The 19367-nt window shown below is 63.7% G+C and carries 17 protein-coding genes; 7 read left to right on the forward strand and 10 right to left on the reverse strand.

Going from position 1 to position 19367, the window contains the following annotated elements; all coding sequences use genetic code 11:
- Nucleotides 1-62: 62 nt before the first annotated feature.
- Nucleotides 63-1046 carry an N-acetyl-D-Glu racemase DgcA gene (gene dgcA, locus FJ949_RS21615; protein ID WP_140498926.1) on the forward strand — a complete coding sequence of 328 codons (984 nt, stop codon included), beginning with the start codon at nucleotides 63-65 and terminating at the stop codon, nucleotides 1044-1046.
- Here the strand turns inward: dgcA and FJ949_RS21620 are convergent.
- Both FJ949_RS21620 and FJ949_RS21625 read right to left on the reverse strand, forming a co-directional pair.
- Nucleotides 1017-2231, reverse strand: coding sequence for an MFS transporter (locus FJ949_RS21620; protein ID WP_140498927.1), 1215 nt, complete (start codon nucleotides 2229-2231; stop codon nucleotides 1017-1019). The genes dgcA and FJ949_RS21620 overlap by 30 nt on opposite strands.
- A 129-nt stretch (nucleotides 2232-2360) precedes the next feature.
- Nucleotides 2361-3176: a UDP-2,3-diacylglucosamine diphosphatase gene (locus FJ949_RS21625; protein ID WP_140498929.1), complete on the reverse strand. Its 816-nt coding sequence runs from the start codon at nucleotides 3174-3176 to the stop codon at nucleotides 2361-2363.
- A 117-nt stretch (nucleotides 3177-3293) separates the two neighbouring features.
- Here FJ949_RS21625 and FJ949_RS21630 point away from each other — a divergent pair, with 117 nt between their 5' ends.
- From FJ949_RS21630 to FJ949_RS21640, 3 genes are all read left to right on the forward strand, one after another.
- Nucleotides 3294-4073: an SDR family oxidoreductase gene (locus FJ949_RS21630; protein WP_140498931.1), complete on the forward strand. Its 780-nt coding sequence runs from the start codon at nucleotides 3294-3296 to the stop codon at nucleotides 4071-4073.
- 160 nt (nucleotides 4074-4233) lie between these two features.
- Complete coding sequence (locus tag FJ949_RS21635) at nucleotides 4234-6558, forward strand: NADP-dependent malic enzyme (protein ID WP_140498933.1); 2325 nt, start codon at nucleotides 4234-4236, stop codon at nucleotides 6556-6558.
- A 77-nt stretch (nucleotides 6559-6635) separates the two neighbouring features.
- Complete coding sequence (locus FJ949_RS21640) at nucleotides 6636-7832, forward strand: DUF2865 domain-containing protein (protein WP_140498935.1); 1197 nt, start codon at nucleotides 6636-6638, stop codon at nucleotides 7830-7832.
- On the opposite strand, the gene gltX is transcribed toward FJ949_RS21640, so the two are convergent.
- The 5 genes from gltX to FJ949_RS21665 form a co-directional block, all read right to left on the reverse strand.
- The gene (gltX, locus tag FJ949_RS21645) at nucleotides 7750-9123 is read right to left on the reverse strand and encodes a glutamate--tRNA ligase (RefSeq protein WP_140498937.1); all 1374 of its coding nucleotides are present in this window, start codon (nucleotides 9121-9123) and stop codon (nucleotides 7750-7752) included. The genes FJ949_RS21640 and gltX overlap by 83 nt on opposite strands.
- Before the next feature lie 199 nt (nucleotides 9124-9322).
- Nucleotides 9323-11128 carry an ABC transporter ATP-binding protein gene (locus FJ949_RS21650; protein ID WP_140498939.1) on the reverse strand — a complete coding sequence of 602 codons (1806 nt, stop codon included), beginning with the start codon at nucleotides 11126-11128 and terminating at the stop codon, nucleotides 9323-9325.
- A 375-nt stretch (nucleotides 11129-11503) separates the two neighbouring features.
- Entirely contained in the window at nucleotides 11504-11917 is a 414-nt protein-coding gene (locus tag FJ949_RS21655) for a GNAT family N-acetyltransferase (protein ID WP_140498941.1), read from the reverse strand.
- A 48-nt stretch (nucleotides 11918-11965) separates the two neighbouring features.
- Nucleotides 11966-13642 (reverse strand): NAD+ synthase, encoded by a 1677-nt coding sequence (locus tag FJ949_RS21660; protein WP_140498943.1) that lies wholly within the window; start codon nucleotides 13640-13642, stop codon nucleotides 11966-11968.
- A gap of 62 nt (nucleotides 13643-13704) precedes the next feature.
- Entirely contained in the window at nucleotides 13705-14421 is a 717-nt protein-coding gene (locus FJ949_RS21665; protein WP_140498945.1) for a DNA-3-methyladenine glycosylase I, read from the reverse strand.
- Between the two features lie 89 nt (nucleotides 14422-14510).
- On the opposite strand from FJ949_RS21665, the gene FJ949_RS21670 reads away from it, so the two are divergent.
- Complete coding sequence (locus FJ949_RS21670; protein WP_140498947.1) at nucleotides 14511-15071, forward strand: DUF1003 domain-containing protein; 561 nt, start codon at nucleotides 14511-14513, stop codon at nucleotides 15069-15071.
- The gene (locus FJ949_RS21675) at nucleotides 15068-15655 is read left to right on the forward strand and encodes a DedA family protein (protein WP_140498949.1); all 588 of its coding nucleotides are present in this window, start codon (nucleotides 15068-15070) and stop codon (nucleotides 15653-15655) included. The genes FJ949_RS21670 and FJ949_RS21675 overlap by 4 nt, the downstream gene beginning before the upstream one ends.
- 22 nt (nucleotides 15656-15677) lie before the next feature.
- Here FJ949_RS21675 and FJ949_RS21680 read toward each other — a convergent pair whose 3' ends face one another.
- Both FJ949_RS21680 and FJ949_RS21685 read right to left on the reverse strand, forming a co-directional pair.
- Complete coding sequence (locus tag FJ949_RS21680; RefSeq protein ID WP_140498951.1) at nucleotides 15678-16037, reverse strand: diacylglycerol kinase; 360 nt, start codon at nucleotides 16035-16037, stop codon at nucleotides 15678-15680.
- 77 nt (nucleotides 16038-16114) lie between these two features.
- Nucleotides 16115-16534 carry a GFA family protein gene (locus FJ949_RS21685; protein WP_140498953.1) on the reverse strand — a complete coding sequence of 140 codons (420 nt, stop codon included), beginning with the start codon at nucleotides 16532-16534 and terminating at the stop codon, nucleotides 16115-16117.
- Between the two features lie 327 nt (nucleotides 16535-16861).
- Here FJ949_RS21685 and FJ949_RS21690 point away from each other — a divergent pair, with 327 nt between their 5' ends.
- Nucleotides 16862-17932, forward strand: coding sequence for a diguanylate cyclase (locus tag FJ949_RS21690; RefSeq protein WP_140498955.1), 1071 nt, complete (start codon nucleotides 16862-16864; stop codon nucleotides 17930-17932).
- Between the two features lie 46 nt (nucleotides 17933-17978).
- On the opposite strand, the gene FJ949_RS21695 is transcribed toward FJ949_RS21690, so the two are convergent.
- Nucleotides 17979-19352 (reverse strand): 3-deoxy-7-phosphoheptulonate synthase class II, encoded by a 1374-nt coding sequence (locus tag FJ949_RS21695; protein ID WP_140498994.1) that lies wholly within the window; start codon nucleotides 19350-19352, stop codon nucleotides 17979-17981.
- Nucleotides 19353-19367: the final 15 nt, after the last annotated feature.

Raw genomic sequence — 19367 nt, forward strand, 5'->3', positions numbered from 1 at the left:
CTGACGGGTCCGGCCTTGTCGATTTGCCGACGACCCTTCTCGCACAGCCGGAGCAGAAAATTATGGCGCGTGTCATTTCGGTCGAGGCCGAGCGTTTTCCAATCGCCGGCACCTTCACCATTTCGCGTGGTTCGAAGACCGAAGCCGAAGTGATCACCTGCACGATCAGCGAAGGCGATTACACGGGCCGTGGCGAATGCGTGCCGTACAAACGCTATGGCGAGACCATGGACGGGGTTCGCGCCGCGATAGAGGCCATGCGCGGGCAAATCTCTGCTGGCATGGACCGGACAGCCCTGCTCGGCGCCATGCCGGCAGGCGCGGCGCGCAACGCCATCGATTGCGCCTTGTGGGACCTGGAAGCCAAGATCAGCGGCAAGGCGGTGGCGGACGTAGTCTGGCCGGCTCCTTTGCATCAGCTCGAGACGGCCTACACGCTGTCGCTGGGCGAACCCGAGGCGATGGCGGCGCAGGCCCGTGCCAACGCGGCGCGCCCGCTGCTCAAAGTCAAGATCGGCGGCGACAACGACATTGCGCGCATCCGCGCGGTCCGGCAGGCCGCGCCCGGCAGCCGCATCATCCTCGACGCCAACGAGGGCTGGAACGACGACACCATCGCCGCGAACCTCGCCTTTGCCGCCGAGCAAGGCATCGCGCTTATCGAACAGCCGCTGCCGGCGGGCCATGACGGCATCCTGCGCCACATCGCGCATCCGGTGCCGATCTGCGCGGACGAGAGCGTGCATGAGGCGGGGGATCTGGCCGCGCTCGCCGGTCTCTACGATGCCGTCAACATCAAGCTCGACAAGTCGGGCGGGCTGACGGCGGCGCTCGTGCTGCGCGACCGCGCCCGCGAACTGGGTTTCGGCGTCATGGTCGGCTGCATGGTCGGCACGTCGCTGGCGATGGCGCCGGCGGTGCTGCTCGCCCAGGACGCCGATTTCGTCGACCTCGACGGACCGCTGCTGCTTGCGCGGGATCGTGTGCCCGGCCTCGCCTATGAGGGATCCTTGGTTTCACCGCCCGATCCGGCGCTTTGGGGCTGAGCGCGCCGCGAGTCCGACCAGCACCAGGCCGATGATCGCGATCGGGATCATGGCCAGGAAGCCGTCGACCCCGAAACGGTCGTAGAGCGGGCCGGAGGCGAGCGTCACGGCGGCCATGAAGAAGCCGTTGAAGAAATAGGCGACGCCCTGTGCGGCACCGGTGCGCTCTTCCGAGACCGTTTCGCCGATCATTTTCTGCAGGCCGATCAGCACCATGGCCACCGACACCGAATGCAGGGTCTGGACGCCGAAAAACCCGGCGACGCCGAGGCCAAGCGGCCAGATCAGCGGAAAGGCGATCCAGCGCACGACCGCGCCGATGCCGGCAATCACCATCACCCTGACGACCGACACGGAGGCGAATATGCGGTTGAAAAACACGAACATGCAGACTTCGGCCACCACGCCCCACGCCCACAGAAGCCCGACGACGGTGTCGCCGATGCCGATCGACTTCCAGTAGATCGACACGAAGCCGTAAAGGAAGGCGTGGCTGGCGGTGAGGATGCCGACACCCAGGGTGAAATAGACGAAATAGGCATTGAAGAGACTTGGTGCCGAGTGCTGGATCTCCGCGGCCGAAAGCGGTGAGGCAAGGCGCGGCCGGCCAAGACGCGGCGCAAGCAGCGCGGCAAAGAGCGCGGCACCCAGTGCCGCGAAAATGATCGCCGGGACGGCTTGCGCCCCTGCCGCGGTCAGGATGAAACCACCGGCCACGTTGGCGCAGAGATACGAGATCGAACCCCACTTGCGCATGCTGGTGTAGTTGGAGCCGAAGCGGCGCACGCCCGAAAGCGCGAGCGAATCGGCCATCGGCGAATGCGGTGTCCATACGATCGTCAGCGCCAGCGACACCGCAAGCACGACGGCGTAGGAGGCCGGCAGAAAATAGCCGGCGGAAATGATCATCGATGCCGCGACGAGCGCGATATAGACGTCGGCGCGGTCCCTCGCCCGGTCCGCGAGCGCGGTGAGCAGCGGCGTCGTCACGACGCGCAGGAACATCGGAGCCGCCAGGATGACGGCGATCTGCTCGGCGTGAAAACCTTTCGCCTGCAGCCACAGCGGGAAGTAGGGCAGATGCGTGCCCTGCGACACGAACAATGTCGCGAAGATCAGGCTCATGCGCAGTTCGAAATGGCGAGGCTTGACGAGCTGTTCGGGTGAAAGCGGCGGCAGCGGCATGAATCGATCCAATAACGCTGCCGTCCACGAACGGCGAGCAGTGTGGATTGACCCTTAACATGAGGAAAAACCGGACGAAACCGATTGGCCTAATCGATTAACACCGGAATCTGTGCCTGGCACCCGCAGTCAGGCGGCCTGCACCACCCGGTCCTCGATCAGCATCGGGATGAATGGTTCGTCCGGCGCCTCGGGCAAGACATGCGCCCAGGTCAGGATTTCCATCCGGCCGTCGAAATGTTCGACCACCGCCGTGCAGCTTTCCACCCAGTCGCCGGTGTTGATGTACTGAACGTCGCCATAGCTTTCGATCGCGGCATGATGGATATGGCCGCATATGACGCCGTCGACATGCGAGCGCCGCGCCTCGTCGCTGAGTACCGTCTGGAACGAGCCGATGAAATTCACCGCCTTCTTGACCTTGACCTTGGCCCAGGACGAAAACGACCAGTAAGGCAGGCCGAGCAGCTGGCGCAGCCGGGTGATCACACGGTTGACCTGCATGGCGGCGTCGTAGGCATGGTCGCCGAGATAGGCGAGCCAGCGCTGATTGTGCACGACCGTGTCGAACTGGTCGCCATGAATAACGAGCAGCCGCCTGCCGTCGGCGGTTTCGTGAATGGCGCGGTCGGCTACGACGATGCCGCCGAAATGCACGCCCTGGAACTGGCGAGCGAATTCGTCGTGGTTGCCGGCGATGTAGGTGATGGTGGCGCCCTTGCGCGCCTTGCGCAGCAATTTCTGCACGACGTCATTGTGGCTCTGCGGCCAGTGCCAACTGCGCCTCAGGCGCCAGCCATCGACGATATCGCCGACGAGATAAATGATGTCGGCATCGTGATGTCTAAGGAAATCGATCAGGAAATCGGCCTTTGCCGCCTTCGACCCGAGATGGACGTCGGAGATGAACATGCTGCGGAACGTGCGGGGCTCTTGGCCGGACATCGCGAATTCACCGTTGCTTTCGCGAGCCTATGCCCCGATTCATGCAACAACCGTATGACGGTTGCGATTGGTCCAGCCCAAGAGCTAGCCTGCCGGCGAATCACAGGAGAAATCGTCATGGATCTCGGCATCCGCGGAAAGAAGGCCATCGTCTGCGCTTCGAGCAAGGGGCTCGGAAAAGGCTGCGCCATGGCGCTGGCCGAGGCTGGTTGCGACGTCGTCGTCAACGGGCGCAACGCCGAGCTGGTGGCCAAAACCGCTGCGGAGCTGCGCGAGCGTTACGGCGTGACCGTCACGGAAGTCGTCGGCGACGTATCGAAGCCCGAGGTGCAGAAGGCGCTTCTCGCCGCTTGCCCCGAACCCGACATACTGGTCAACAATAATGGCGGCCCGCCGCTGCGCGATTTCCGCGAGCTCGATCGTGCCAAGATGCTCGAAGGCGTGACCCAGAACATGGTGACGCCGATCGAGCTGGTGCAGGCAGTGATCGACGGCATGGCCGTGCGCGGTTTCGGCCGCATCGTCAACATCACTTCGCTATCGGTCTATGTCCCCATCCCCGGCCTTGATCTGTCGTCCGGCGCGCGCGCCGGCCTGACCTCCTTTCTTGCCGGCGTGGCGCGCACGGTGGTCGACCGCAACGTGACCATCAATAGCCTGCTGCCCGGCAAGCTGGATACCGACCGGCTGCGCGGTCCGCACGAGGCCGGCAGCGTTGAAGACCCGGCCGCGGCAGCCGCCCGCAAGGCGCGCATCAGTGCCGACGTGCCGGCCAAGCGGCTCGGCACGCCGGAGGAATTCGGCCAGATCTGTGCCTTCCTGTGCTCGGTCCATGCCGGCTACCTGACCAGCCAGAACATACCGGTGGACGGCGGCCTCTATGTCAGCGCCTTCTGAGACCCGGTAGCGCCGGCGTCGAAGGAATTCCGCCAAGCTGTTGAAACAGATTGATTATCCCTGCTTCGTCAACGTGAATGGCGATTGCGTCATTTGGCGTCGCGAAAAACCTTGGCCGCATGCTAAGAAGGCGGCACGCAGGATCGCAGGGAGGCCCGGAATGAACGGCGAGAGCAAGAAAACGGCACGTTCGGACCTCGACGAAGCCGCGCTCTACTTCCACAAGCACCCGACGCCGGGCAAGCTCGAAATCCAGGCCACCAAGCCGCTCGGCAACCAGCGCGACCTGGCGCTCGCCTATTCGCCGGGCGTGGCGGCCCCTTGCCTCGAAATCCGCGACGATCCGGCGACCGCGGCCGACTACACGGCGCGCGCCAATCTGGTCGGCGTCGTTTCCAACGGCTCGGCCGTGCTCGGCCTGGGCAATATCGGCCCGCTCGCTTCGAAGCCGGTCATGGAAGGCAAGGCGGTCCTGTTCAAGAAATTCGCCGGCATCGACGTCTTCGACATCGAGATCGACGCGCCCGAGATCGAGCGCATGGTCGAAACGGTGGCGGCGCTGGAACCGACCTTCGGCGGCATCAACCTCGAGGACATCAAGGCGCCGGAATGCTTCGAGGTCGAAGAGCGACTGAAGGCCCGGATGGGCATACCGGTTTTCCATGACGACCAGCACGGCACCGCCATCATCGTCGCCGCCGCAGTGCTCAACGGCCTGGAATTCGCCGGCAAAACCATTGCCGACATCAAGATCGTCACTTCGGGCGCCGGCGCGGCGGCATTGGCCTGCCTCAACCTGCTGGTCTCGCTCGGCGCCAAGGTCGAGAACATCTGGGTCACCGACCGGTTCGGCGTTGCCTACAAGGGCCGCACCGACGAGATGGACCGCTGGAAAGATCCTTATGTGAAGGACACGGAGGCACGCACGCTGGCCGACGTCATATCGGGCGCCGACGTGTTCCTCGGGCTTTCGGCCGCCGGCGTGCTGAAACCGGAATTGCTCCAGCACATGGCGCCGAAGCCTTTGATCCTGGCGCTGGCCAATCCCAATCCGGAAATCATGCCGGAAGTGGCGCGGGCGGCGCGCCCCGACGCGATGATCTGCACGGGCCGGTCCGATTTTCCAAATCAGGTCAACAACGTACTGTGTTTTCCTTACATCTTCCGCGGCGCGCTGGACTGTGGCGCCAGCGCCATCAATGAGGAGATGAAGATGGCCGCGGTGCGGGCCATCGCCGCCCTTGCCCGCGAAGAACCTTCGGATGTCGCCGCGCGCGCCTATTCCGGCGAGACGCCGGTGTTCGGACCCGAATTCCTGATCCCCTCGCCCTTCGATCCGCGGCTCATCCTGCGCATCGCCCCGGCCGTCGCCAAGGCGGCCTGCGACACCGGTGTCGCGACAAGGCCGATCAGCGACTTCTCCGCCTATATCGACAAGCTCAACCGCTTCGTCTTCCGCTCCGGCCTGGTGATGAAGCCGGTGTTCTCGTCGGCCAAGGCGTCGAGCGCCAAGCGCGTCATCTATGCCGACGGCGAGGACGAGCGCGTGCTGCGCGCCGCGCAGGTGGTTTTGGAGGAAGGCATCGCCGAGCCGATCCTGATCGGCCGTCCGCACGTCATCGAGGTGCGATTGAAGCGCTACGGACTGCGCATCAAGCCCGGCGTCGACTTCGGCCTGATCAACCCGGAGGACGATCCGCGCTACCGCCATTACGTCGACCTCCTGATCGAGCTGGCCGGCCGGCGCGGCGTGACGACGGAGGCCGCGCGCACCATGGTGCGCACCGACAACACGGTGATCGCGGCCCTCGCATTGAAGCGCGGCGACGCCGACGCCATGGTCTGCGGCCTCGAAGGGCGTTTCGAGCGGCACCTGCGCAACGTCACGCTGATCATCGGGCCACGAACCGGCATCAAGGACCGGGATCTGTCGACGCTGTCCATGCTGATCTCGCAACGCGGCATCATCTTCCTGACCGACACCCATGTTTCTGTCGACCCCACCGCCGACGAGATCGCCGAAATGACCGTGCTGGCGGCCGAGGAGATCCAGCGCTTCGGCATCGAGCCCAAGGCGGCGCTGCTGTCGCATTCGGATTTCGGCTCGCGCGATTCGCCGAGTGCGCTCAAGATGCGGCAGGCGGCGGCGATCCTGGCGCGCATCGCGCCCGAGCTGCAATGCGACGGCGAGATGCATGCCGATTCCGCGCTGTCGGAACATCTGCGCCAGCGCGTCTATCCGCATTCGCGTCTGAAGGGCGAAGCCAATCTCCTGGTGTTCCCCAACCTCGATTCCGCCAACATCACGCTGACAGCGCTCAGGACCATGATGGATGCCCTGCATGTCGGCCCGATCCTGCTCGGCACCGACAAGCCGGCGCATATCCTGACGCCCTCGGTGACTTCGCGCGGCGTCGTCAACATGACAGCGCTGGCGGTGGTCGAGGCCGCCCACAAGGCGCAAGCTGTCGTCGATCTGGGCTGAACACCAATTCGGGGGTAAACTGCGGTTTAACCACGAGCACGTAGCGTGCGGCGAACAACCAAGCAGGGTTTCGGCGGATGATGGGCAAAGGGTGGAAGCAGGCGCATCTCGCCGTGCTGCTTGGCCTGCTGCTTTCGGGCGCCGCCGTCTCCGAGCCGCAGGCCGCCTCGCGTGTCTGCCGCCAGCTCGAGACCGATCTTGCCGCGACCTCGCGCGGCAGTGGCGGTCCGGCCCTGATCCGGAAATATGACGCCGCGATCGACCGGCAACGCGAGCAGATTTCAAAGGCGCGCGGCCAGTCCAGCAGCGCCGGCTGCGGCTTCTCTCTATTCAGCCGCAATGTCAGCCAATGCGCTGGGTTCAACGCCACCATCGAGCGCATGAACGCCAATCTCGATAGCTTGCAGGCCAAGCGCGCCCGCCTCGCCGGCGGCGGTTCGCGGCGCGATCGCGCACGCATCCTGGCCGCGCTCGACACCAATGGCTGCCGCGAGGACGCGGTGGCGCCCCGCCGCGAACTCTTGCGCGAAGCGAAACGGGAACAAGGCAACGGCAATCTGTTCGACCAGCTGTTCGGCGGCGACACACGCCGGCTCGATACGCTCGACCAGTCTGACGATCCCGACGAGGAGCGCAATATCCGCCGCGTGCCGGGCCGGTCCGGCATACCGGATTTTCCGGGCGTCGGCGGCGAGTTCCGTACCACCTGCGTGCGCACCTGCGACGGCTACTTCTTCCCGATGTCGAATGCCGCCTCGGTCGGCGATTTCGAGCGCGACCAGAAGAACTGCGAATCGAGTTGTCCCGGCACCGAGATCCAGGTCTTCTATTCGCGCGGCATGGGCGACGATTCAGCCGACATGACATCGTCGGTCACCGGCCGACCCTACAGCGAACTGCCGACGGCCTATCTTTACAAGCAGCCCAACCTGTCGCGGCCGCCGGCCTGCGGCTGCAACGCCGCGCAGAACTTCCAGATCATCGGCGGCAATCCGCCAAGCCAGCAACAGTCGCGGCCGCAAACGGAGGGCGCCCCGTTCATTCCGGTGCCTGCCTCCAAACCCGATCCAGGTGCCGATCCCGAGACGCTGGCAAACGCCGCAGGCGGGCTGGACCGCGACGCCATCAAGCGGCTTGCGGTCAAACCGGTCACATCGCCGGTCTCGGTGTTGCCGCCGGAACAGCGGAAGGTCAGGGTCGTCGGGCCAACGTTCCTTCCCGACCCATCAGCGGCAATAGATCTGCAAGCTCCGGGCCCGAAGTCAGTCCGGTAAGGGCGAGCCTCAGCGGCATGAACAGCGCCTTGCCCTTGCGGCCGGTCGCTTCCCTGATCTTGGCCGTCCAGTCCTTCCAGACGGTCCCGTTCCAAGGCTCCTCGGGCAGCAGATCGATGGCCTGGTGAAGAAAATCTCGATCGGCGTCGGAAAATTCCGGCTTCTCCTGCGGCCCTTCGCGCAGGATGCGCCACCAGCCGACAGCATCGGCCAGCCTGTCGAGATTGCCGCGCACAGCCAGCCAGAACGGTTCCGCCTGCTCGCCCGATATGCCGAGCACCACCAGCCGATTCTGCGCTTCGGAGAACGGCATTTGGTGCAGCAGCGTCCGGTTGAGCACGAAAAGCTCGTCCGGGTCGAACTTTGCCGCCGACTTCGAGGTCGCCGCCGGGTCGAAACGGCTGGCGAGTTCGGTCAGGTCGTGCGCGGCGGCGACATTCTCCGACGTGCCGACGAGCACGGCCAGCGATGCGACCGCCATCGGCTCGATGCCGTCCTCGCGCAGGCTTTCGATGGAGAGTGCGCCGGTGCGCTTCGACAGCCCCTCGCCCGAAACGGTGGTCAGCAGATTGTGGTGGCCGAATTCCGGCGGCTCGGCACCCAGCGCCCGGAACAGCGCGATCTGCACGCCGGTGTTGGTGACGTGGTCGTCGCCGCGGATGACATGGCTGACGCCCATCTCGATATCGTCGACGACGGATGGCAGCGTATAGAGATAGGTGCCGTCCTCGCGCACCAGCACCGGGTCCGACAGCGAAGCGAGATCGACGGTTTCCTGCCCGCGCACCAGGTCATTCCAATGGATTTCGGTGCGCTCCGGCTGCTGCGGATCGCCGGTGAAATTGGGCAGCATGAAGCGCCAGTGCGGCCGGCGGCCATCGGCCTGATATTCGGCGATCTGTTCCGACGTCAGCGTCAGCGCCTCGCGGCCATAGACCGGCGGCAGGCCGCGCGTACGGCGCACCTTGCGCCTGAGGTCGAGCTCCTCCGGCGTTTCATAGCAGGCATAGAGAACGCCCGCCGCCTTCAGCCGCTCGACCGCCGCGTCATAGATCTCGAAGCGACGCGACTGGTATTCGGTGGTGTCGGGAAAGATGCCAAGCCAATGCAGGTCGTAAAGGATGGCGTCGGAAAATTCCTGCTTCGAGCGCGCGACATCGGTGTCGTCGAAGCGCTGGATGAAGCGCCCCTTATGGTTCATGGCGAACAGCCAGTTGAACAGGGCGGTGCGCGCATTGCCGATATGGATGCGGCCTGTCGGCGAAGGGGCGAAACGAACGGTAACTGTCATGAGCGGGGCGTACCGGATGCTTTTGTGATTGACAAGACGCGCCCCCGTGCCGTGCCGCAGACATAGAACATGGCGCAAGCAATGAAAAGACTTGGCGGACGCGGCTCCGCCAGTAATCGCATGTCCCGCGCCGCCCGCCCGTCAGGCCGCCGGCGCCTGATGGGATGGCCTCCGGGCCAGAGCCGGAGGCCATCCCCGATCAGGTGACAAGTCCCTTGGTCAATTCGAGCGCCTGGCGCTCGAACAGGCGGCGGTAGATGCCGCCCGGCAGCCGGATCAGCGCGTCATGCGAGCCTTCCTCGGCGATCTTGCCGCGATCGAAGACCAATAGCCTGTCGAGCGCCCGCACCGTCGAAAGCCGGTGCGCGATGACCAGCGTGGTGCGGCCGACCATCAGCCGCTCCATCGCCTGCTGGATCAGCACCTCCGATTCTGAATCGAGGCTCGACGTCGCCTCGTCCAGGATCAGGATGCGCGCATCGGCGAGGAACGCGCGTGCGATCGCCACGCGCTGGCGCTCGCCGCCCGACAGCTTCACGCCGCGCTCGCCGACGAGCGTGCCGTAGCCCTTCGGCAGGTTGACGATGAAGTCGTGCGCGCTCGCCAGCTTTGCCGCGTGCTCGATCTCGGCCTGCGTGGCGCCGGGCCGGGCATAGGCGATGTTTTCGGCCAGAGAGCGGTGGAACAGGATCGGCTCCTGCTGCACGATGGCGATCTGCGCGCGCAGCGACGCCTGCGTCACCTCCGAAATGTCCTGGCCGTCGATCAGGATCCGGCCGGCGTTCACGTCATAGAGCCTCTGGATCAGCTTGACGAAAGTCGTCTTGCCCGACCCGGAATGGCCGACCAGCCCGACCCGCTCGCCCGGCGCGATATCGACCGAGAAATCGCGATAGAGCGGCGAACGGTGACTGCCATAATGGAAGGTGACGTCGTCGAAGGCGATGCCCCCTTGCGTGATGCGGATCGGTCCGGCGCCGGGCCGATCCTCGATGCCGAGCGGTTCGGACTGGAAATCGACCAGTTCCTCCATGTCGTTGATCGAGCGCTGCAGGTTGCGGATATGCGTTCCGATATCCCTGAGATAGCCTTGCAGGACGAAGAAAGAAGTCAGCACGAAGGCGACGTCGCCGGCCGTTGCCTGCCCCCACGACCACAGCATCAGCGCCAGGCCGATGACCGCCGCTCTCATCACCAGCAGCAGCACCCCTTGCGTGGTACCGTTGATGGTGCCGCGCACCCAGGTGCGCCGCGTGCGGGCACGCCATTTGGCGACGACCTTCGCAAGCCGGTTCTCCTCGCGCTCCTCGGCGCCAAACCCCTTGACCACGGCGTTGCAGCTCACCGCGTCGGCCAGCGAGCCGCCAAGGCGCGTGTCCCAGGTGTTGGCGAGCCTGGCCGCCGGCGCGACATAACCAAGCGACAGCATCGCCGTGACAGCGATGAACAGCACCGAGCCGGCGGCGACAACCGCTCCCATCAGCGGCCAGAACCAGCCCAGCAGCAGCGTCGAGCCGACGAGCATGACGATCGACGGCAGCAGCGCGATCAGGATCGTGTCGTTGAGCAGGTCCAACGCCCACATGCCGCGCGTCACCTTGCGCACGGTCGATCCGGCGAAGCTGTTGGCGTGCCAGTCGGTGGAAAAGCGCTGGACACGATGGAAGGCGTCGGCGGCGATGTCGGCCATCATCTTCAGCGTCAGTTCGACGATACCCATGAAGGCCAGATTGCGCAGGACGACACCTGCCAGCGCCAACGCCATCAGCATGGAAAACGCGGTCATCGCGGCATTCCAGGCGATCTCGTCGGCGCCGGCGCTGCTGGCGACGGCATCGACCAGCCGGCCGGAATAGAGCGGCGTCAGCACATCGGCCAGCGTCGACAGCAGGAAACCAGCCATGATCAGCGAAAGCCGCCAGGGCTGGCGCCGCCAATGGGTGAAAGTAAAGCCAAGAACGCTGCGAAAGGCGCTCGCGCGCAAATCGATTCGAAAACGAGCCATGATGTCATTCGGGCGCAAAAAGCCCGATCCCGGTAAGGTCGAAAATGAAAAAACCGCGCAAGGGGCTCAATGCCCGGGAATGCGGAGGTTCGGTTATGAATGGCCGCTTGCCCGAAGGCGGCGACCGGCATCGGCAAAGGCCTGTTCTCGATCCGGCTTCGTTCCGAGGGTGAAAACCCTGCGGCGCGCCGGTCGGGACCTAGGCTTCGCGGCCTCGCATAACGATGTCAAATCCTGGCATTCGGTCCTCCCTAAAGGGAATCGCGGAGAGGTCCTTATAGAGATGCCTCATCGCATCGCCAAGGCTGGCAGTCGCCAAAACGGCATCTGGTCCAAGCACTGGGATAAATTTGCAACAACGGCAATGGCGCTTGGTCAGCGGATCGGCTTACGATCGAGGCGCATGTACCGGCCATCGGTCGATGCCTTGAATCCCAGTCTTTCATAAACCCCATGCGCGTCGCTGGTCGACAGGCTCCAGTGCGAAACGCTACCGAGCTCGGGGTGATCGATCAGCGCCTGCACCAGCCGCGAGCCGATGCCCTGCCCGCGATGCTGCGGCCAGACGATGATATCGGCCAGATAGGCAAACACTGTGCGGTCGGTGATCGCCCGGCCGAAGCCGACCTGTTTACCTTCGACATAAGCGCCGACGCAGAGCGAATTCGCGAAGGCGCGGCGGTGGGTCTCGTCACTGCGCCCGCCGCCCCAATAGCTTGCCATCAACAGGTCGGATGTCGCCCTGAAGTCGATCCGTGACAGGTCGAAGCTGATTTCACACTCGGGCATCGCTACCCTCGCCTGCGGCATGACGCGAATTTTCGGCCGGAACGGTGTCTAGCCGCGGTCCCTGAACCGGTTGGTGATGGGATAGCGACGGTCGCGGCCGAAATTCTTCCTGGTGATCTTCACGCCGGGCGCCGCCTGCCGGCGTTTGTATTCGGCGACGTAGAGCAGGTGCTCGATGCGCGTCACCGTCGCCCGGTCATGGCCGCGCGCGACGATGTCGTCGACGCCCATCTCGTTCTCGACCAGGCATTCGAGGATGTCGTCCAGCACCGGATAGGGCGGCAGCGAATCCTGATCGGTCTGGTTCTCGCGCAGTTCCGCCGACGGCGCCTTGTCGATGATGTTCTTCGGGATCACCTCGCCCGACGGTCCGAGCGCGCCCGGCGGCACATGGCTGTTGCGCCAGCGCGACAGTGCATAGACCTGCATCTTGTACAGGTCCTTGATCGGATTGAAGCCCCCATTCATGTCGCCATAGAGCGTGGCATAGCCGACCGACATCTCGCTCTTATTGCCTGTCGTAACCACCATCGAGCCGAATTTGTTGGAAATCGCCATCAGGATGGTGCCGCGCGCGCGGCTCTGCAAGTTCTCCTCGGTGATGCCTTCCTTGGTGCCTTCGAAAAGCTGCGTCAGCGCATGAAGGAAACCTTCGACCGGCTCGAAGATCGGCACGATGTCATAGCGGCAGCCGAGTGCGCGGGCACAGTCTTCAGCATCCTTGAGCGAATCCTTCGACGTATAGCGGTAAGGCATCATCACCGCGCGCAGCCGCTCCTCGCCCAGCGCATCGACGGCAAGGGCCGCGCAGATGGCCGAATCGATGCCGCCCGACAGGCCGAGCACGACGTTCTTGAAACCGTTCTTGTTGACGTAGTCGCGCAAGCCCAGCATGCAGGCGCGGTAGTCGGCCTCCTCCCGTTCGGGGATCTTCGACATCGGTCCTTCCGAACAGACCCAGTTTTCGCCTTGTCTCCTCCAGGTGGTGATGTCGACCGCCTCCTCGAACTGGCTCATCTGGAAAGCAAGCCGCTTGTCGGCACCTATGGCAAACGACGCGCCGTCGAAGATCAGCTCGTCCTGGCCGCCGAGCTGGTTTGCATAGATCATCGGCAGCCCGCATTCGATGACCTGGCGGATGACGACCTGGTGGCGCACATCGATCTTGGCGCGGTAATAGGGCGAGCCGTTCGGCACCAGCAGGATTTCCGCGCCGCTCTCGGCCAGCGTCTCGCAGACGCCGATGTCGCCCCAGATGTCCTCGCAGATCGGGATTCCCAGACGCACGCCGCGGAAATTGACGGGCCCCTGGATCTCCGGTCCGGCCTGGAAGACGCGCTTCTCGTCGAACTCGCCATAATTCGGCAGATCGAGCTTATAGCGCTCGGCGATGATCTTGCCGCCATCGGCGAAGACGATCGAGTTGTGGGTGCCGGTCTTGCGCTTTAGCGGCGTGCCGATGATGACGCCGGGACCGCCATCGGCGGTGTCGGCGGCAATCTCCTGCGCGGCCCGCTCGCAGGCCTTCAGGAAGGCGGGCTTCAGCACCAGATCCTCAGGCGGATAGCCGGCGAGGAAAAGCTCGGTGTAGAGCACGAGATCGGCGCCTTGACGCGCGGCATCCGCCCTCGCCTCGCGGGCCTTGGCGAGATTGCCGGCGACGTCGCCGACTGTCGGATTGAGCTGGGCAACGGCGATGCGCAGTATGTCGGGCTTCTTGGTCATGCTGCTGACTTAGCGCGGCAAAATTCGCCCCGCAATGGCGTTTGCTTGGGCCAATTTCGACATCAGTCGTTGCCCATATAGTCGCGCAGCGCCTGCGGCGAATGGTTCTCCCCGATCGACATCGCCAGGATGCGCGAAATGTGCCGGCGCGGCAGGCCGGTATCCGCAACCCAACGGTTGACCTGGGCCTGGATCTTGTCGAGATCCTTCTTCGACGTCGGGCTTTCGGCGATATCGAGCCCGGCATCGCGAAGGGCGGCCGCCATGTCGGCCGAAATGACGAAGGCGTCCCAACCCAGCCAGCGCAGGAAATACTGGCCGGTATTGCCGCCGAGCCGGCTGCCATGCTTGCCGAGATAGGCCATCAGCCCGACCTGGTCGTCGGCGGGCCACTCGGCGAGGAATGTGCCGAAGCCGCCATGCTCTTTTGACACGCGCTCGACGAAGGCAGCGTTGTCGCGAACGGATTTGATCTTCTGCGGATTGCGCACGATGCGCTGGTCGGATGCCAGTTCATGCCAGAAATCGTCAGGCTGGAACAGCAACCGCTTCGGCTCGAAGCGCAGGAACACCTCTTCGAATCCGGGCCATTTCTGCTCGATGACGCGCCAGACGAAACCAGCGGCGAAGACGCGCTCGGCCATCGTCGACAGGATACGGTCATCGCCGATGTCGGCCACGGCGGCGTTGTCGGGAATCGGCCCGAGCAGCGAGACCAGTTCCTCCTCGCCGCCCTTGCGCTTTGCGGCGCGAGCGCGAATTTTCTTGAAGTCGACCATAAGTCCCTCCGGTTCCCATCAAATCTAGCACTTCCCGCGCGGCCCGGCAGCCTCTACCTCTATCGCCAGCCAAGCCCTTGGAGACGGCCATGAACAAGACCATCGACGATCTGGCGAACCGCTGGCTGAGACGAAAGCCGGACGGTCTCAGTGCCCTGGAGAACCGGGTGCTGCAGTCGACGCTCGAGCGCACCACGATCTCGAGGGACACCAACAAGGCCGTCGCCTTCCACCAGACCTTTGGCGACCGCCTTGCCGATAGCATCGCCCGCATTGGCGGTTCCTGGTCGTTCATCCTTGGCTTCATTGCCTTCCTGATCGTCTGGACATCAGCCAATGCCTGGCTTCTGGCGCGCGACGCCTTCGACCCCTACCCGTTCATCTTCCTCAATCTCGTCCTGTCCATGGTCGCGGCGCTGCAGGCGCCGGTGATCATGATGGCGCAGAACCGCCAGACCGAGCGCGACCGCATCGATGCCGCCCACGACTACGAGGTCAATCTGAAGGCCGAGATCGAGATCATGGCGCTGCATGAAAAGCTGGACGAAATGCGCCACGGCCAGATCATCGGCATGCGCGACGAGATCGTGCGGCTGACCGAACTGGTCAAGCGGATCGACGAGAGGCTGTCGCAGCAATCGCCGTCATGAGCGACGCGATCCATCATTTCATCGAACAATACGGGCTGATCGCCGTTTTTCTGGGCTGTGTCGCCGAGGGCGAGAGTGCCGCCATACTCGGCGGCTTCTTCGCCCATCAGCATATCTTCGTCCTCTGGCAGACTGTCGTCGTGGCAGCGCTTGGGGCCTTCGCCGGCGACACCTGCTTCTTCATCCTGGGGAGAAGTTTCGCGGACCATCGCTATGTCGTCGGGTTGCGCAAGCGGCCCGGCTTCCGCCGCGCCTATCGTCTGCTCAACACCCATCCCAACATCTTCGTGCTGTCGAACCGCTACGTCTATGGCATGCGCCTGGTCGGTGGCATCGCGGCCGGCCTGTCGAACATCGCAGCACCCCGCTTCATCGTCTTGAACGCCATTTCCTCGGCGGTCTGGGCGGTGCTGTTCAGCACCATCGGCTATGTCTTCGGGTTGGGCGCCGAGCATTTCATCGGCCAGGCGCTGCTTCGCCATGAGCGGATATTGGTGGGCCTGGCTATCGGCCTGGCCGTGGCCGTACTCGCCTGGCTCATCGCCCGCCATTTCGCCCGAAAGGAACGTGCCAGGGAAAACTGACCGCCGGCCGGCGGTCGAAAGCTCAGATCGGCAGCCCGACGATACGCTCGATGATCGCGATGCCCCAGACGCCGGCGACGATCGCCACGGAGATCAGTACCGCCAGCGAACCGCAGTCCTTGGCCAGCTGGATGTCGACATTGAATTCGCGGCTAAAGGCATCGCAGGCCGCTTCGATGCCGGTGTTCAGCACCTCGACCATGATCAGGAGCAGCACCGCGCCGATCAGCAGCGCGTAGCCGCGCCACGACACCGAAACGAACCAGCCGATCGGAAGGGCAAGGGCGAGCAGCGCCAGCTCCTGCTGGAAAGCTTTTTCAGTTGCGGTCAGCTTGCGGAACGCCCGCAGCGAGTTGAAATAAGCGTCGATCAGCCGCTGCATGCCAAACCCCTTTGCGAATCACCGGCACGGGATAAAGCAATGGCCCGATCAATGGAATAAGCTGGCTCGCCCAAAATTCATTCGTCGGCGACCTTCACCGATGGGGTCGACTTCTCGAATTGAGGCAGCGCGTCGTCGATCGAATAATAATCGCCCTTGTCACCCACGAAAATGTGGCATTGGCCCTCGAGGCCTGTCGGTTCATCGAACGATCCCGCCAGAACCGAAACATAGGCGTTGTCCCGCGGTTTCCAGAAAAGCAGCGATCCGCATGTCTTGCAAAAACCGCGCCCGGCGAAGGCGGACGCCTCATACCAGGTGATGTTGTCGGCGCCGTCGATATCGATATTGGCGTCCCGGACATTGGTTGCGGCGTAGAAATGTCCACTCTGCTTGCGACATTGCGAGCAATGGCAATAGATGACGCCGCGCAACGGCCCTCGTGTCCTGAAGCGAACCGCTCCGCATAGACACGATCCCGTATGATTTTCACTCATCGCACCATCCCAAAAGAAATCGCTGCTGAGAGGATCCCAGCTTTTCGATGGCTGCGCGCAAGAAAATGCGACATGCATTTGGCACGCTCGGGAATTGTTTGTTCACGGATGAAAGGCCTGTCCAGCCGGAATCAGCGAAAAACAGGCCGGATTCAGCGGATTAAGGAAACTTTAGCGCTGCTGCATCTATGATCCTCGCAAGCGAAAGTCGTGAGTGGGGACGCGCCTTCTTCGCAAGATGGACTGGAATGGCCAGCGTTCCCCAGGTCGGCGACATTGGATGCCTGCGAATGTCGCAGCGTGTTCCCGGGGAAGAGTGAACAGAACATGCAGCCGGCAGCCGCCCAGAGCGAACGAAGCACCGATATTGCGAGCACCGTCCTCGCCACAATGCGCCAGCTCGGCGTGCTCGGCCTGCCACGCAATTACGAGATCTTCTACGAGGCCTTGAGCGGATCCAATCGCGAGCTCAGCCTTGCCGTCGTGTCGCTGAGCGGCCGACCGACACAGGACGACCTCGACCGGATCGGACGCGCCTTCTTTGCCCAGAACCATGGCTCCGGCATCGTCGAGCATGCCAGGGAAGTCATCGCCAACGAACTCGAGGACATCGCTTCGCTGCTGAGGAGCGAGCGCAGCCACATCGAGAAATACGGCAGGATCCTAAACGAAACGTCGAGCGGACTCGGCAGAAACAGCCTGCTGTCGCCGGATGTTCTGCAGAAGATCGTCAATGCCATGGCGGTCGCCACCAATTCGACGATCGATCATGGCCGGCAAGTTGCCTCGACGCTCAGCGACAAGACCGCGGAACTGGAAAGCGTCAAGTCGAAGCTCGAGGAATACAAGCGCCTGGCCGACACCGATCCCCTGACGCAAATCTGGAACCGTCGCGCCTTCGACAAGGAACTCACCAGGATCTACAACAGCAACAAAGGCATCCTGTTCAATGCATTGATCCTCGCCGACATCGATCGGTTCAAGGACATCAACGACAGGTACGGCCATCCCGTCGGCGACAAGATCCTCCAGATCATCGCCGATATATTCCAGACCAGCATTCGCGCCGACATGTTCGTCGCCCGCACCGGCGGCGAGGAATTCGCGCTGATCGTCGAGGGCGCAAGCGAGGACGCCACCTACGAAATCGCCGAACGCATTCGCGCGCTGATCGAGCAGTCGCCTTTCACCAGCAGCCAGACCGGCATGAATTACGGCACCGTCACCGTCTCGATGGGCATCTGCATGGCATCCGAAGCCGAGGGCCCTGAAGACCTCTACAGCAAGGCAGACCGGGCGCTTTACCGCTCAAAGGTCAGCGGACGTAACCGCGTGACCAGGCATTCGATGATGGCGGGCCGCGCCGGCAAGAGCTGGCTGCTCTACAAGCAAGACTGATTTTTCGGCAGGAAGCGCTTTTCCTGTGAACTGCTTTGGACGAGGTTCAGCCGTTGGCGACCTGCTTGTGTTGCACAGGGTGGCTTTTCTTGAGCAGGTCCGACACCAGGAACGCCAGTTCGATGGCCTGGTCGGCATTGAGGCGCGGGTCGCAATGGGTGTGATAGCGGTCCTGCAATTCCTCGGCGGTGATGGCGCGGGCACCGCCAGTGCATTCAGTCACGTTCTTGCCGGTCATCTCGACATGGATGCCGCCCGGATGCGTGCCTTCGGCGCGGTGCACCTCGAAGAAGGTCTGCACCTCCTTCAGGATGCGGTCGAACGGCCGCGTCTTGTAGCCGGCCGCCTCGATCGTGTTGCCGTGCATCGGGTCTGACGACCAGACGACGCTACGGCCTTCCTTCTGCACCGCCCGCACCAGCTTCGGCAGATGCTCGGCGACCTTGTCGGAACCGAAGCGCGCGATCAGCGTCAGCCTGCCTGGCTCGTTCTCGGGGTTGAGCAGGTCGATCAGTTCCAGCAAGCCGTCCGGCGTCAGCGACGGGCCGCATTTCAGGCCGAGCGGGTTCTTGATGCCGCGGCAATATTCGACATGCGCATGGTCCGGCTGGCGGGTGCGGTCGCCGATCCAGATCATGTGGCCAGACGTCGCGTACCAGTCGCCGGAGGTGGAATCGACACGCGTCAGCGCTTCCTCATAGCCGAGCAGCAGCGCCTCGTGGCTGGTATAGAAATCAGTCTCGCGCAGCGCGAAATTGGTTTCGGAGGTGATGCCGACCGCGCGCATGAAATCCATCGTCTCGGTGATGCGATTGGCGAGCGACTCGTATTTTTCGGCCTGCGGGCTGTCGGAGACGAAACCGAGCATCCAGCGATGCACATTCTCCAGGCTGGCATAGCCGCCCTGCGCGAAGGCGCGCAGAAGGTTGAGCGTCGCCGCCGACTGGCGGTACGCCATCTCCTGGCGGGCAGGATCGGGAATGCGCGACTTGGCGTCGAATTCAATGCCGTTGATGATGTCGCCGCGATAGCTCGGCAGCGTCACCTCGCCCTTGGTCTCGTTGTCGGACGAGCGCGGCTTGGCGAACTGGCCCGCAACGCGGCCGATCTTCACCACCGGCTGCGCACCGGCGAAGGTCAGCACCACCGACATTTGCAGGAACACGCGGAAGAAGTCGCGGATGTTGTCCGCGCCATGTTCGGCAAAGCTTTCGGCGCAATCGCCGCCCTGGAGCAGGAATGCCTCGCCGGCAGCGACGCTGGCCAGTTGCTTCTTCAGCTTGCGCGCCTCGCCGGCAAAAACCAGCGGCGGAAAGGTGGCGAGCTGGGCCTCCGTGTTCTTCAGCGCGGCAAGGTCCGGATAAGCAGGGACCTGCTTGATCGGCTTTGCCCTCCACGAATTCGGCGACCATTTCGTCATCGCTGCACCCAACGC

The organism is Mesorhizobium sp. B2-4-1 (assembly GCF_006442185.1).
Classification (GTDB): domain Bacteria; phylum Pseudomonadota; class Alphaproteobacteria; order Rhizobiales; family Rhizobiaceae; genus Mesorhizobium.